Raw genomic sequence first — 12,188 nt, forward strand, 5'->3', positions numbered from 1 at the left:
ATGTTTTCCCCATGCGCAAGATGATCCTTCCCGACATCGACGACGTGGCCCTGTCGCAGGTGCTGTACGCGCTGAGCGATCCGGTGCGGCTGGATGTCGTGCGGACGCTGGCGCGCGACGGCGAGGCGAGCTGTTCCGTTCTGGACGGCGGACGCCCGAAATCGAGCATGTCGCACCATTTCCGCGTCCTGCGCGAATCGGGGCTGGTGCGGACCCGTCACGAAGGCCCGTCCCACATGAACGAACTGCGCCGCGACGACCTCGACCGCCGCTTTCCGGGACTGCTCGACGCCGTGCTGGCGGCCGGGGACGCAGGTCCGGCCCGGCGCGACGGCTAGCGGACGACCACCGCCCGCCCGCAGTGGCATCGTTTGCCGAAGATGGCTATGATCGGAACCTGACCCACGCCCGACAGGCCAGAGCCACAGGAATCCCCGACCATGACCGATCCCGAAATCGAGGCGATGTCGTTCGAGGACGCCATGAAGGAGCTTGAGGCGACGGTCGGCAAGCTGGAACACGGCGACGCCACGCTGGAGGAGTCGATCGCGCTTTACGAACGCGGCGCGAAGCTGCGGGCACATTGCGACAGCCGCCTTCGCCAGGCCGAGGAGCGGGTGGAAAAGATCACGATGGCCGCCGATGGCGAGCCGCAGGGAACCGTTCCGGTCGAGGGGCTTTGAGCTTCGACACAAGGAAGCCGCCGATGGACACCGGCCTGCCCGCATCCCTGACCGCCCGCATGACGCAGGTCCGCGACCGCGTGGCGGCCGCGATCGACGCGGCGCTCGACGCGCAGCCCGCGGGCGAGCTGACCGACGCGATGCGTTATGCCGCCAGCGGCGGCAAGCGGATCCGGGCCTTTCTGGTCATGGAATCCGCGCGCCTGCACGGGGTGGACGACGCCGCCGCGCTGCCGGTGGCGGTCGCAGCCGAGCTTCTTCACGCCTACAGCCTGATCCACGACGACCTGCCCGCCATCGACGACGACGACCTGCGGCGCGGGCAGCCCACCTGCCACGTCAGGTTTTCCGAGGCGACCGCGATCCTTGCCGGCGACGCGCTGCAATCGCTCGCCTTCGAGCGGCTGGCCGACCCCGCCATCGGCAGCGCCGAGGCGCGGATCGACCTCGTGCGCCGGTTCGCGCAGGCGGTCGGCGCGCAGGGGATGGTGTGGGGGCAGATGCAGGACATCGCGGCCGAAACCGCGACCTCGCCGCTGAACCTGGACCAGATCGTCGCCTTGCAGCAGGGCAAGACGGGCGCGCTGATCGGCTTTGCCGCGACCGCCGGCGCGGTGATCGCGGGCGCCGATCCCGCACCCTTGGGCGACTATGCGCGCAACCTTGGCCTCGCCTTCCAGATCGCCGACGACATCCTCGACGTGACCGGGACGCAGGAAACCACCGGCAAGCGGGTGGGCAAGGACGCGGCCGCCGGCAAGGCCACGTTCCTGTCGCTGCTCGGCCTTGACCGCGCGCGGGCCGAGGCGCAGGCGATGGTGGACCGGGCAGAAGCCGTGCTCGACGTTCATCCGGGTGCCCCGCAGGCCGCCGAAAACTTGCGGCAGCTGGCCCGTTTCGTTATCCACCGCCAGACGTGACGGCGCGACCCTCGCGGGATGAAGCCACCCGAAAAGGGGACGCCACATGACCGACAACACCATCCAGCCCATGCCCGACCGACCGGCGACCCCGGTCCTCGACCGCGTGTCGCTGCCCTCGGACCTCAAGTCGCTGTCCGACCGCGAGCTGCGGCAGCTGGCCGACGAGCTGCGGGCCGAGACGATCAGCGCCGTCAGCGTGACCGGCGGGCATCTTGGTGCGGGGCTGGGCGTCGTGGAACTGACCGTGGCGCTGCATGCGGTCTTTGCCGCGCCGCGCGACAAGATCATCTGGGACGTTGGCCACCAGTGCTATCCGCACAAGATCCTGACCGGCCGCCGCGACCGCATCCGCACGCTGCGGACCGAGGGCGGGCTGTCGGGCTTCACCAAGCGCGCCGAATCCGCCTATGACCCGTTCGGGGCAGGACATTCCAGCACCTCGATCAGCGCGGCGCTGGGGTTCGCGGTCGCGCGCGATCTTGGCGGTGATCCGGGCGACGCGGTCGCGGTGATCGGCGACGGCGCGATGAGCGCGGGGATGGCGTTCGAGGCGTTGAACAACGCAGGCCACCTGGGCACGCGCATGATCGTGGTGCTGAACGACAACGAAATGTCGATCGCACCGCCCACCGGGGCGCTGTCGAGCTATCTCACCCGGCTTTACACGCAGGGGCCGTTCCAGGAACTCAAGGCCGCCGCCAAGGGCGCGGTCGGGCTGCTGCCGCCCCCCGTGCAGGAAGGCGCGCGGCGGGCCAAGGAAATGCTGAAGGGCATGACCGTCGGCGGCACGCTGTTCGAGGAGCTGGGATTTTCCTATATCGGCCCGGTGGACGGGCACGACATGGACCAGCTGCTGCCGCTGCTTCGCACGGTCAAGTCGCGGGCGACCGGGCCGGTGCTGATCCACGCAGTCACGAAAAAGGGCAAGGGCTACGCCCCGGCCGAGAACGCGGCCGACCGGGGCCACGCGCGCGCCAAGTTCGACGTGGTCACGGGCGAGCAGGCAAAGGCGAAATCCAACGCGCCGAGCTATACCGGCGTGTTCGCCAAGTCGCTGGTGAAGCTGGCGGAGGCCGACGACAAGATCGTCGCCATCACCGCCGCGATGCCGGACGGGACCGGCCTGAACCTGTTCGCCGAGCGCTTCCCGCGCCGCTGCTTCGACGTGGGGATCGCGGAACAGCACGCGGTCACGTTCTCGGCGGGCCTTGCGGCGGGCGGGATGAAGCCGTTCTGCGCGCTCTATTCCACGTTCCTGCAGCGCGGCTACGACCAGGTCGTCCACGACGTGGCGATCCAGCGGCTGCCGGTCCGCTTTGCGATCGACCGCGCAGGGCTTGTGGGCGCGGACGGGGCGACCCATGCGGGCGCCTATGACGTGGGATTCCTCGCCAACCTGCCCGGCTTCGTGGTCATGGCCGCCGCCGATGAGGCGGAGCTGGTCCACATGGTCGCGACCGCCGCCGCGCTGGACGACCGCCCGTCCGCCTTCCGCTTTCCGCGCGGAGAGGGCACCGGGGTCGAGATGCCGGAACGCGGCACGCCGCTGGAAATCGGCCGCGGCCGCATCATCGCCGAAGGCGGGCGGGTCGCGATCCTGTCCTTCGGCACCCGCCTGTCCGAGGTCATGCGCGCGCACGAGGCGCTGGCCGCCCGCGGCATCGCCCCTACGGTGGCGGACGCGCGCTTCGCCAAGCCCCTGGACCGCGACCTGATCCTGCAACTCGCCCGCCACCACGAGGCGCTCATCACGATCGAGGAAGGCGCGGTCGGCGGCTTCGGCAGCCACGTGGCGCAGCTGCTTGCGGACGAGGGCGTGTTCGACCACGGCCTGCGCTTCCGCAGCATGGTCCTGCCCGACACCTTCATCGACCACGCCTCGCCCGAGGCGATGTACCGCGCCGCCGCGATGGACGCCCCGCAGATCGAGGCGAAGGTGCTGGAAGTGCTGGGCGTGGCGGTCGCGCGGCGGGCCTGACCAGGGCGCAAGGGCCGTCTGCGGATTGCAAAACCGGCGCCTGCGGTGCATGGGTCGCGCCCTGCACCGCCTGCGTCCCGCCGATGGAGCCTGACTTGAGCATCCACACCCACCCGCTCGCCCACCCGCACGACCCGCACCGGATCACCCGGTCGGGCTGGCTTCGCGCGGCCGTGCTGGGCGCGAATGACGGGATCGTGTCGATCGCCTCGCTGATCGTCGGGGTGACGAACGCGAGCAGCGATCCGCGCGCGGTCGTCGTGGCCGGGGTCGCCGGGCTTGCGGCCGGGGCGCTGTCGATGGCGGCGGGGGAATATGTCAGTGTTAGTTCGCAGATGGACATTGAAAAGGCCGACATCCGGCGCGAAAAACGGGCGCTGCGCAGCCAGCCCGACATTGAACTGGAGGAACTGGTCCGCATCTACGAGGCGCGGGGCCTGGCCCCCGACACCGCGCGGCTGGTCGCGGTCGAGCTGACGGAACACGATGCGCTGGGCGCCCATGTCCGCGACGAGCTGGGCCTGACCGAGGTCATGGCGGCCAAGCCGATGCAGGCGGCGCTCGCCTCGGCGCTGACGTTCAGCGCGGCGGGCGCGGTTCCGATGGCGGCGGCGCTGCTGGCCGCGCCGGGCAGCACCGCGCGGGTGGTGTGGGTCGTGACGCTGGTGGCGCTGGCCGCCCTTGGCGCGATCGGCGCCATCGCCGGTGGCGCGAAGGTCGGGCGCGGGATCGTCCGGGTGCTGGTCTGGGGCAGCGCGGCGATGGCAATCACGTCGGGAATCGGGCATATTTTCGGGATCGCTGCCTGAGGAGTTCCGCCCATGCGCGCAGGTCTTTTCGCGGCCGTGCTGGCCCTGATCGCCGGCCCCGCGCTCGCGACGCCCGTATACACGCTGCCCACGCTGTTAGACGTGACCGGCGTCGCGGCGGGCGACACGCTGAAGATCCGCGAAAGGCCAGATGCCTCGGCCGCGGTGATCGGCACCCTTGCCCCCGATGCGACGGGCGTCGAGGTCGTGGCCGAGCGGTCGGGCTGGGCGCAGGTCAACACGGCCGGGCGGCGGGGCTGGGTCAACTCGCGCTTTCTTCGATACCGCACCGATGTGTGGGCCGACGGCGAGTTGCCGCAGACGCTGCGCTGCACCGGGACCGAGCCGTTCTGGGGGATCGAGGCGCGGGGTGGCGAGGTCGTGTTTTCCTCGGCCGACAAGGGCGAACGGGTGATGGCCCTGCGGTCGGTCATGGATGACGGGGTGCCGCGGAGCCCGCTGCGGGGCGTGATCGCGGGCGACGATGCGGGTCGGATGACGGCGGTGATCCAGCCGCAGACCTGCAGCGACGGCATGTCGGACCGCGCCTACGGGCTGACCGCGACGGTTATCTTCGACGGGACGCGGCAGCAGTCGCAGATGCTGACGGGCTGCTGCCGGATCGGCGACTAGGCCGCCTCGGCCGCCAGGATCGCAGCCAGTCCGGCGCGGTAGTCGGGGTAAAGCAGGCGCACGCCAAGCTCGTCCTTGATGCGGTCGTTCCGCACCCGCTTGCTTTCGGCATAGAAGCTGCGCGCCATCGGCGTCATCGCTGCCTCGTCGTAGTCCTGCGCGGGCGGAACCGGCGCGCCGATCAGCGTGGCGGCATGCGCGATCACGTCCTGCGGCGGGGCGGGGTCATCGTCGCAGACGTTGTAGACCGCGCCGGGATGCGGCCGCGCGATGGACGCGGCCAGAACCTGCGCTATGTCCTCGGCGTGGATGCGGGAAAAGACTTGGCCCGGCTTCACGATGCGGCGGGCGGTGCCGTTGCGGATCTTCTGGAACGGGCCGCTGCCGGGGCCGTAGATACCGGCAAGGCGGAAGATGTGCAGCGGCAGGCCGCGCGCCTGCGCGAGCGCCTGCCACCCGGCCTCGGCCGCGACACGCTGGCGACCGCGTTCGGTGGTGGGGACAAGGGGTGAGGTTTCGTCCACCCAGCCACCCGCGCGGTCGCCATAGACGCCGGTGGTGGACAGGTAACCGATCCACGCGGCCGGGCTTGCGGCGATGGCGTCCGCCAGCGCACGCAGCACCGGATCGCCGTCCGGCCCCGGCGGCACGCTGAGAAGGACCGCGCCCGCGCGCGCAAGTTCGGCGCGCAGGCGGGCATCGTCACCGGGCCAGACCAGCGGGTCCGCCCCGGCCGCCGCGACCTTGGCCGCGCCGTCGCGGGTCGTTCCGGTGACGGTCCACCCCTCGGGCACCAGCCGCCGGGTCAGGAACCCGGCGGAATAGCCGTGACCGATGGCGACGAGGCGTTTCGTCACCTCATCACCTCGGCCGCGATGGCGAAGCTGCGCAGCCGCGCGTCGGGGTCGTGGATCATGCCGGTCAGGATCATCTCGTCGGGGCGGTAGCGGGCGGCGAAGTCGTCGAGCTGGCGCTTGACCGTCTGCGGCGATCCAGCGGCCGTCACGCGCAGCGCGGCGTCGAGCGTCGGGTGATACTGCGCGGGCACCACCTGCGACAGGTCGTCCACGGGCGGCGGCAGCTTGCCGGGCGCGCCGGTTCGCAGGCGGTAGAAGCTTTGCTGCTGGCTCGTCCGCAGCTTCATCGCCGCCTCGTCGGTGTCGGCGGCAAAGACGTTCACCGCCAGCATGAAGCGCGGGGCATCGCCCCAGGGCCCCGGCTGGAACCGGTCGCGGTACAGCTGCACCGCCTGGTCCAGATCGCCCGGCGCGAAGTGCGATGCGAATGCATACGGCAGCCCCAGCGCAGCGGCGAGGCTCGCGCCGTAAAGCGACGAGCCGAGGATCCAGACCGGCACGTTCGTATCCTGCCCCGGATGCGCGGCGACGGCCGCGCCCGGCCGTTCCGGGCCGAGATAGGAAAGCAGCTCCACCACGTCGTTCGGGAAGTCGTCGTTGCGCCCCATGCCGCGCCGAAGCGCCTGCATCACCGCGCCGTCGCCGCCCGGCGCGCGGCCCAGACCAAGGTCCATGCGCGGTCCGTGAACGGTGGCCAGCGTGCCGAACGCCTCGGCCACCGCCAAGGGTGCGTGGTTCGGCAGCATGATCCCGCCGGCGCCCACGCGGATCGTGCGGGTGTGGTCGGCGATGTGGCCGATCAGCACCGCGGTCGCGGCGCTGGCGATGCCCGGCATGTTGTGGTGTTCGGCCAGCCAGTAGCGCCGGTAGCCCTGCGTCTCGGCGGCCTGCGCCAACCGGACGCTGTTCCTGATCGAGGTGGCGGCGTCCGACCCCTCGGACACGGGGGCCAGATCGAGGATCGAGAGGTCCATGAAAGCTCCTTCGTTTGAAGGTCAGATAGGTTCGCGGTGGTCGTCTTGCCAGTGTCGCGCCCCGGTGCGACAGTCCGGGCCCAACAGGCGGGCCACCCCTCGCGCCCGCCGCGCGCGCGAAGGGGCTGCCCATGAACGGCATTTCACGTCTGCTGCCGGTCGAGACGCCGGACCCGGTCGAGCGCGCCTTTTTCGACGACCCGAAGGCGGCCGTGGACCGGCTGATCGAGCTTTACGACCGCGCCTCGCAATACCTGCTGGACCGCTTCCTCGCGACGCTGGGCGGCGCGCCGCCGCAGGCGCGTTACCGCGCGTTCTACCCCGAGGTGCGGCTGACGACCTCGGTCCACAGCCAGACGGATTCGCGGCTGTCGTTTGGCCACGTTGCGGTGCCGGGCAGCTATGCGGCGACGATCACCCGCCCGGAACTGTTCCGCGACTATCTGGAGGAACAGATCGGCCTGCTGATCCGCAACCACGGCGTCGGCGTCGCGATCAGCGACAGCGACACGCCGATCCCCGTGCATTTCGCCGTCGCCACCCGCAGCGACCTGAACGTGCCGCAGGAAGGCGTGCTGGGCTATTCGCTGCGCGACGTGTTCGACGTACCGGACCTGGGGTCGATGAACGACGACATCGTCAACGGGATCGCGGGCCCGAACCCGGACGGAAGCTGGCCGCTCGCCCCCTTCACCGCGCAGCGGGTGGATTATTCGCTGGCGCGGCTGGCGCATTATACCGCGACCGCGCCCGAACATTTCCAGACCTTCGTGATGTTCACGAACTACCAGTTCTACGTGGACGAGTTCGAGGCGTTCGCCCGCCGCGCGCTGGCGCAGCCGGACAGCGGCTACACCGCCTTTGTCAGCCCCGGCAACAGCGTGCTGGAACGGCCCGAGGACGTGATCGCCACCGGCGCGAAAACCCCGCAGATGCCGGCCTACCACCTCAAGCGCGCGGACGGGAAAGGGATCACGCTGGTCAACATCGGCGTCGGCCCGTCGAACGCCAAGACCGCGACCGACCACATCGCGGTCCTTCGCCCGCACACCTGGCTGATGGTCGGCCACTGCGCGGGGCTGCGCAACAGCCAGTCGCTGGGCGACTATGTCCTGGCCCACGCCTATCTGCGCGAGGATCACGTGCTGGACGACGACCTGCCCGTCTGGGTGCCGATCCCGGCCCTGGCCGAGGTGCAGGTCGCGCTGCAGGAAGCGGTGGCCGAGATCACCCGGCTGGACGGCTACGAGCTGAAGCGGATCATGCGGACGGGGACGGTCGCCACGATCGACAACCGGAACTGGGAACTGCGCGACCAGTCGGGGCCGGTGCAGCGGCTGTCGCAGTCGCGGGCGGTCGCGCTTGACATGGAAAGCGCGACCATCGCCGCCAACGGGTTCCGGTTCCGGGTGCCCTATGGCACGCTGCTGTGCGTCAGCGACAAGCCCCTGCATGGCGAGCTGAAGCTGCCCGGCATGGCGACCGACTTTTACCGCACCCAGGTCGCAAGCCACCTGCTGATCGGCATCCGCGCGATGGAAAAGCTGCGCGAGACCCCGTTGGAGCGGATCCACTCGCGCAAGTTGCGCTCGTTTCAGGAAACGGCGTTCCTTTGACCCGCGACTTGCAGCCGATGGCTGCGCTGCGGCGATGAAAAATGCTTGAAATGCGGGTCAAAACACTGTGTAGCAGGGAAATGCCGGGCCAAAGCCCACGGTGCCGCAAGAAACCCTGACCGGGACAACAGGAGACGATCCGATGGCCACTACCACCGCCGCCGCGAAACCGATGACCAAGACCCAACTGGTCGCCGCGCTGGCCGAAGAAATGGGCGGCGACAAGAAAACCGCCACCGCCGCGCTTGACGCGCTGCAGTCGGTCGTGTCGCGCGTCGTCGCCGAAGGCGGCTCGGTCGCCCTGCCCGGCATCGGCAAGGTCGCCTGCCGCGCCCGCCCCGAGCGCATGGTCCGCAACCCGCAGACCCAGGAAATGATGCAGAAGCCCGCCGACAAGGTCGTGAAGGTCACGATCGCAAAGGCGCTGAAGGATTCCGTCAACGCCTGACTTGGGGCACATCGCCCGATCATGGGGCCGTGCCATCTGGCGCGGCCCTTTTTCGTTTAACGCCCCGCACTTGCCGGTGAGCCACGAAAGGCCGCGCCCGAATGAACACGACTGTCGACCAAGCCCTTGCCGGGGCGGGGGCCGGGCGCTTCCAGCGCCGGCTGATGATGATCTTCGGTCTCGTCTGGGCGGCCGACGCGATGCAGGTCGTGGCGGTGGGCTTTGCCGCGCCGTCGATCGCGGCGCGGTTCGGGCTGACGGTGCCGCAGGCAGCGCAGCAGACGGGGACGCTGTTTTTCCTTGGCATGTTCGTGGGCGCGGCGCTGTTCGGGCGCATCGCGGACCGGATCGGGCGGCGCAACGTCCTGCTGCTGACGGTCGCCTGCGACGCGGTGTTCGGCCTCGCCTCGGCCTTCGCGCCCTCGTTCGAGGCGCTTCTGATCCTGCGATTCCTCACCGGCATGGCGGTGGGCGGCACGCTGCCGGTCGATTACGCGATGATGGCCGAGTTCCTGCCGCCGAAGAACCGCGGCCGCTGGCTGGTCTGGCTAGAAGGGTTCTGGGCCGTCGGCACGCTGATCGTGGCGCTGACGGCATGGTACGCGGCGACGACCGGGTTCGCCGCGCCTTACCGGCTGATCTACGTGGTGGCAGCACTGCCGGCGCTGATCGGGATCTTCCTGCGGCTGTGGGTGCCGGAATCGCCCATGTTCCTGATCCGCAAGGGCCGCGCGGACGAGGCGCGGCAGGTGCTGGACCGGGTGCGGACCGCGAACGGCGTGGCGCCGTTGCGGCAGGATGCGGTCGTGTCCGCGCCCCCGGCCGTCCCCGGCGAGGGGCTGTTCGCCAACGGCCTTGCCCGCACAACGATCGCGGTCATGGCGCTGTGGTTCCTGGTGTCGCTGTCCTATTACGGGGTGTTCGTCTGGCTGCCGGCGCGGCTTGCGACCGAGGGCTTCGGCTTCGTGCGCGGCTACGGTTTCCTTGTCGTGCTGGCGCTGGCGCAGCTGCCCGGCTACGCGCTGGCCGCCTGGGGGGTCGAGCGGCTGGGACGGCGGGCGACGCTGCAGGCGTTCCTGCTGATCTCGGCCGCGGGCTGCATGGCCTTCGTGCTTGCCGCCTCGCCGATGATGATCGCCGCCTCGCTGATCGTGATGAGCTTTGCGCTCCTGGGAACGTGGGGGGCGCTGTATGCCTTTACGCCCGAGCTTTACCCGACCACGCTGCGCGGGACCGGCATGGGCACGGCGGGCGCGATGGCTCGGCTCGGCGGGATCGCCGCGCCGAGCCTGCTGCGCAGCGTGATCGAGCGCGACTTCGCGCTGGCGATCGGGGTCTTTGCGGCGCTGCTGGTGCTGGCGGCGGCCGTCACGCTGCTGATCGGGCGCGAGACGCGGGACGCCTCGATCGTCTGAGCGGGGCGGCGCGAAAAAAAGAAAGCCGGCGCGCGATGCGGCCGGCCTTCTTCATTCAGCGGTCACGCGCGGATCAGGCCGCGTTCATGCCCGCGCTGGATGCGAAGAACATCGCCTGGCTCACGGCCGAACGGACCTGTTCCTCGCTGTAGGGCTTGGAGATCAGGAACGCGGGCTCGGGCCGGTCGCCGGTCAGCAGCCGTTCCGGGAACGCGGTGATGAAGATCACCGGCAGGTCGCCGAGGCTGGTCAGCAGCTCGTTCACCGCGTCGATGCCCGACGAGCCGTCGGCCAGCTGGATGTCGGCCAGGATCAGGTCGGGCTGGCGGTCGCCGGCAAGCTGGATCGCGGCGGAATGGGTGCGCGCGATGCCCGTGACCTCGTGCCCCATCGCCTGCACGATGCCCTTGAGGTCCATCGCGATGATGGTTTCGTCCTCGATGATCATGACGCGGCCGCGGATCGCGCGCCCCATCTCGTTCAGGGCGATCTGCACCAGTTCCTCGGCCTCGTCCTGGTCGATCTGCATGACCTCGGCGATCTGGTCGTAGCGCAGTTCCTCGATCGTGCGGAGCAGCAGCGCCTCGCGCGAGTTCGGGGTCAGCGTGCGCAGGTGCGACTGGGCCCGCGCCTCACGCGAGGTCTGGTCGTCGGTTTCCACGGGCTGGCCCGAGCTTTGCCAGATCGCGTGGAAGGCGCGGAACAGCGAAATGCGCGTATCTTCGCCCGAAATCATGCTGCGATCCGCCAGGATCGCTTCCAGCGTGGCGGCGGCATAGTTGTCGCCCGCGCGCTGCGTCCCGGTCAGGGCGCGCGCGTGGCGGCGAAGATAGGGCAGCTCGCGACCGATCGACTGGGCAAGATCTGCAGCTGACATGGAGGCCTCAATTTTTGGTCGTTCCTCGGAACCTTCGGTGCTAACTAGCGGTTGGAGCAGGCGCACACAAGATTTCCGGAAAGAAACCTACGAAATGAACATAAGGCGTGAAGACAGCAAACGCGCCGCCTTGGAAAAGCAGATCGACGAGAATTTGCGGCGGGTATATGAGCAGGACCAATCACAAGAGGTCCCCGACAGGTTCCTGAGCCTCCTCGAAAAGCTTCGCGGACAGGAATGAAGATGGCCAGACCCGCCGAGGCGGACGGGACGATCGCCAAGGTCGCCGATCCGAAAGACGAGCTTGTCCAGCACCTGCCCGCATTGCGGGCTTTCGCGCTGTCATTGACCCGCGAAGGCGCGGCCGCCGACGACCTGGTGCAGGACACCATCGTCAAGGCGTGGACCAACATGGACAAGTTCCAGGTCGGGACGAACCTGCGCGCGTGGCTGTTTACCATCCTTCGCAACACCTTCTATTCGGCCCGCCGCAAGACCCGGCGCGAGGTCAGCGACACCGACGGCATCCATGCCGCGCGGCAGGCGACCCGGCCCGAACATGACGGCCGTCTGGCGATGAACGATTTCCGCGTGGCCTTCGCCAAGCTGCCCGACGAGCAGCGCGAGGCGCTGGTCATGGTCGGCGCATCCGGCTTTTCCTATGAAGAAGCGGCCGAGATGACGGGCGTGGCGGTCGGCACGGTGAAGTCGCGTGCGAACCGCGGCCGCAAGCGGCTGGCCGAGCTGCTGCACCTCAAGGACGGCGAGGAGTTCGAGATGACCGACCGCGCCACAATGGCAGTCATGGCGAACAACCCCGTCTCTCGGTAGTGCCGGCCATGACACGACTGCCCGAGCAACTACACTTCATGCGCGGGCTGGGTTTCAGGCTTGGGATGCTTCTGTCGGTGGCGATCCTGCCCATCGGGCTGATCTCCGTCATGCAGACGCTGAACCTGTCGCAAGCGGCCGAAC

Annotated in this window: 14 protein-coding genes; 11 read left to right on the plus strand and 3 right to left on the minus strand. The window is 69.4% G+C overall.

Features of this window, described 5'->3' with window-relative positions; genetic code table 11:
• The first annotated feature begins 11 nt into the window (after window positions 1–11).
• The 6 genes from FNF32_RS08290 (at window position 12) to FNF32_RS08315 (ending at window position 5,026) form a co-directional block, all read left to right on the plus strand.
• Complete coding sequence (locus FNF32_RS08290; protein ID WP_131673634.1) at window positions 12–338, plus strand: ArsR/SmtB family transcription factor; 327 nt, start codon at window positions 12–14, stop codon at window positions 336–338.
• Between the two features lie 102 nt (window positions 339–440).
• Window positions 441–683 (plus strand): exodeoxyribonuclease VII small subunit, encoded by a 243-nt coding sequence (locus tag FNF32_RS08295; RefSeq protein ID WP_131673633.1) that lies wholly within the window; start codon window positions 441–443, stop codon window positions 681–683.
• 23 nt (window positions 684–706) lie between these two features.
• Window positions 707–1,603 (plus strand): polyprenyl synthetase family protein, encoded by an 897-nt coding sequence (locus FNF32_RS08300; protein WP_246087745.1) that lies wholly within the window; start codon window positions 707–709, stop codon window positions 1,601–1,603.
• Between the two features lie 70 nt (window positions 1,604–1,673).
• Window positions 1,674–3,584, plus strand: a complete 1,911-nt coding sequence (gene dxs / locus FNF32_RS08305; RefSeq protein WP_131673666.1) for a 1-deoxy-D-xylulose-5-phosphate synthase — start codon at window positions 1,674–1,676, stop codon at window positions 3,582–3,584.
• Window positions 3,585–3,685: 101 nt separating this feature from the next.
• Window positions 3,686–4,393 (plus strand): VIT1/CCC1 transporter family protein, encoded by a 708-nt coding sequence (locus FNF32_RS08310; protein ID WP_246087747.1) that lies wholly within the window; start codon window positions 3,686–3,688, stop codon window positions 4,391–4,393.
• A 12-nt stretch (window positions 4,394–4,405) separates the two neighbouring features.
• Window positions 4,406–5,026 carry a COG3650 family protein gene (locus tag FNF32_RS08315; protein ID WP_143796560.1) on the plus strand — a complete coding sequence of 207 codons (621 nt, stop codon included), beginning with the start codon at window positions 4,406–4,408 and terminating at the stop codon, window positions 5,024–5,026.
• On the opposite strand, the gene FNF32_RS08320 is transcribed toward FNF32_RS08315, so the two are convergent.
• Together FNF32_RS08320 and FNF32_RS08325 are read right to left on the minus strand one after the other, a co-directional pair.
• Window positions 5,023–5,883: an SDR family oxidoreductase gene (locus FNF32_RS08320; RefSeq protein ID WP_131673630.1), complete on the minus strand. Its 861-nt coding sequence runs from the start codon at window positions 5,881–5,883 to the stop codon at window positions 5,023–5,025. The genes FNF32_RS08315 and FNF32_RS08320 overlap by 4 nt on opposite strands.
• A complete protein-coding gene (locus tag FNF32_RS08325) occupies window positions 5,880–6,857 on the minus strand; it encodes an LLM class flavin-dependent oxidoreductase (RefSeq protein ID WP_131673629.1) in 978 nt (325 codons plus the stop codon). The genes FNF32_RS08320 and FNF32_RS08325 overlap by 4 nt, the downstream gene beginning before the upstream one ends.
• Before the next feature lie 131 nt (window positions 6,858–6,988).
• On the opposite strand from FNF32_RS08325, the gene FNF32_RS08330 reads away from it, so the two are divergent.
• The 3 genes from FNF32_RS08330 to FNF32_RS08340 all read left to right on the plus strand — a co-directional run bounded on the left by FNF32_RS08330 (window position 6,989) and on the right by FNF32_RS08340 (window position 10,336).
• Window positions 6,989–8,473: an AMP nucleosidase gene (locus FNF32_RS08330; protein ID WP_131673628.1), complete on the plus strand. Its 1,485-nt coding sequence runs from the start codon at window positions 6,989–6,991 to the stop codon at window positions 8,471–8,473.
• Window positions 8,474–8,615: 142 nt separating this feature from the next.
• Window positions 8,616–8,921 (plus strand): HU family DNA-binding protein, encoded by a 306-nt coding sequence (locus tag FNF32_RS08335; RefSeq protein ID WP_131673627.1) that lies wholly within the window; start codon window positions 8,616–8,618, stop codon window positions 8,919–8,921.
• A 101-nt stretch (window positions 8,922–9,022) separates the two neighbouring features.
• On the plus strand, window positions 9,023–10,336 hold the full coding sequence (locus FNF32_RS08340) for an MFS transporter (RefSeq protein ID WP_131673626.1): 1,314 nt from the start codon (window positions 9,023–9,025) through the stop codon (window positions 10,334–10,336).
• 73 nt (window positions 10,337–10,409) lie between these two features.
• Here the strand turns inward: FNF32_RS08340 and FNF32_RS08345 are convergent, their stop codons facing one another.
• On the minus strand, window positions 10,410–11,213 hold the full coding sequence (locus FNF32_RS08345; protein WP_143796561.1) for a response regulator: 804 nt from the start codon (window positions 11,211–11,213) through the stop codon (window positions 10,410–10,412).
• 94 nt (window positions 11,214–11,307) lie between these two features.
• Here FNF32_RS08345 and FNF32_RS08350 point away from each other — a divergent pair, with 94 nt between their 5' ends.
• Together FNF32_RS08350 and FNF32_RS08355 are read left to right on the plus strand one after the other, a co-directional pair.
• The gene (locus FNF32_RS08350) at window positions 11,308–11,454 is read left to right on the plus strand and encodes a NepR family anti-sigma factor (protein WP_131673665.1); all 147 of its coding nucleotides are present in this window, start codon (window positions 11,308–11,310) and stop codon (window positions 11,452–11,454) included.
• Window positions 11,455–11,456: 2 nt separating this feature from the next.
• Window positions 11,457–12,044: an RNA polymerase sigma factor gene (locus FNF32_RS08355; RefSeq protein WP_131673624.1), complete on the plus strand. Its 588-nt coding sequence runs from the start codon at window positions 11,457–11,459 to the stop codon at window positions 12,042–12,044.
• Window positions 12,045–12,188: the final 144 nt, after the last annotated feature.

This window comes from Paracoccus marinus (genome assembly GCF_007018965.1).
Taxonomy (GTDB): Bacteria; Pseudomonadota; Alphaproteobacteria; order Rhodobacterales; family Rhodobacteraceae; genus Paracoccus; species Paracoccus marinus.

Bases quoted from the DNA above. Each gene is read 5' to 3' on its own strand.
- FNF32_RS08290 (WP_131673634.1), top strand. From the start codon at position 12: ATGCGCAAGATGATCCTTCCCGACATCGACGACGTGGCCCTGTCGCAG.
- FNF32_RS08295 (WP_131673633.1), top strand. From the start codon at position 441: ATGACCGATCCCGAAATCGAGGCGATGTCGTTCGAGGACGCCATGAAG.
- FNF32_RS08340 (WP_131673626.1), top strand. From the start codon at position 9,023: ATGAACACGACTGTCGACCAAGCCCTTGCCGGGGCGGGGGCCGGGCGC.
- dxs (WP_131673666.1), top strand. From the start codon at position 1,674: ATGCCCGACCGACCGGCGACCCCGGTCCTCGACCGCGTGTCGCTGCCC.
- FNF32_RS08350 (WP_131673665.1), top strand. From the start codon at position 11,308: ATGAACATAAGGCGTGAAGACAGCAAACGCGCCGCCTTGGAAAAGCAG.
- FNF32_RS08330 (WP_131673628.1), top strand. From the start codon at position 6,989: ATGAACGGCATTTCACGTCTGCTGCCGGTCGAGACGCCGGACCCGGTC.
- FNF32_RS08345 (WP_143796561.1), bottom strand. From the start codon at position 11,213: ATGTCAGCTGCAGATCTTGCCCAGTCGATCGGTCGCGAGCTGCCCTAT.
- FNF32_RS08355 (WP_131673624.1), top strand. From the start codon at position 11,457: ATGGCCAGACCCGCCGAGGCGGACGGGACGATCGCCAAGGTCGCCGAT.
- FNF32_RS08315 (WP_143796560.1), top strand. From the start codon at position 4,406: ATGCGCGCAGGTCTTTTCGCGGCCGTGCTGGCCCTGATCGCCGGCCCC.
- FNF32_RS08300 (WP_246087745.1), top strand. From the start codon at position 707: ATGGACACCGGCCTGCCCGCATCCCTGACCGCCCGCATGACGCAGGTC.
- FNF32_RS08335 (WP_131673627.1), top strand. From the start codon at position 8,616: ATGGCCACTACCACCGCCGCCGCGAAACCGATGACCAAGACCCAACTG.
- FNF32_RS08325 (WP_131673629.1), bottom strand. From the start codon at position 6,857: ATGGACCTCTCGATCCTCGATCTGGCCCCCGTGTCCGAGGGGTCGGAC.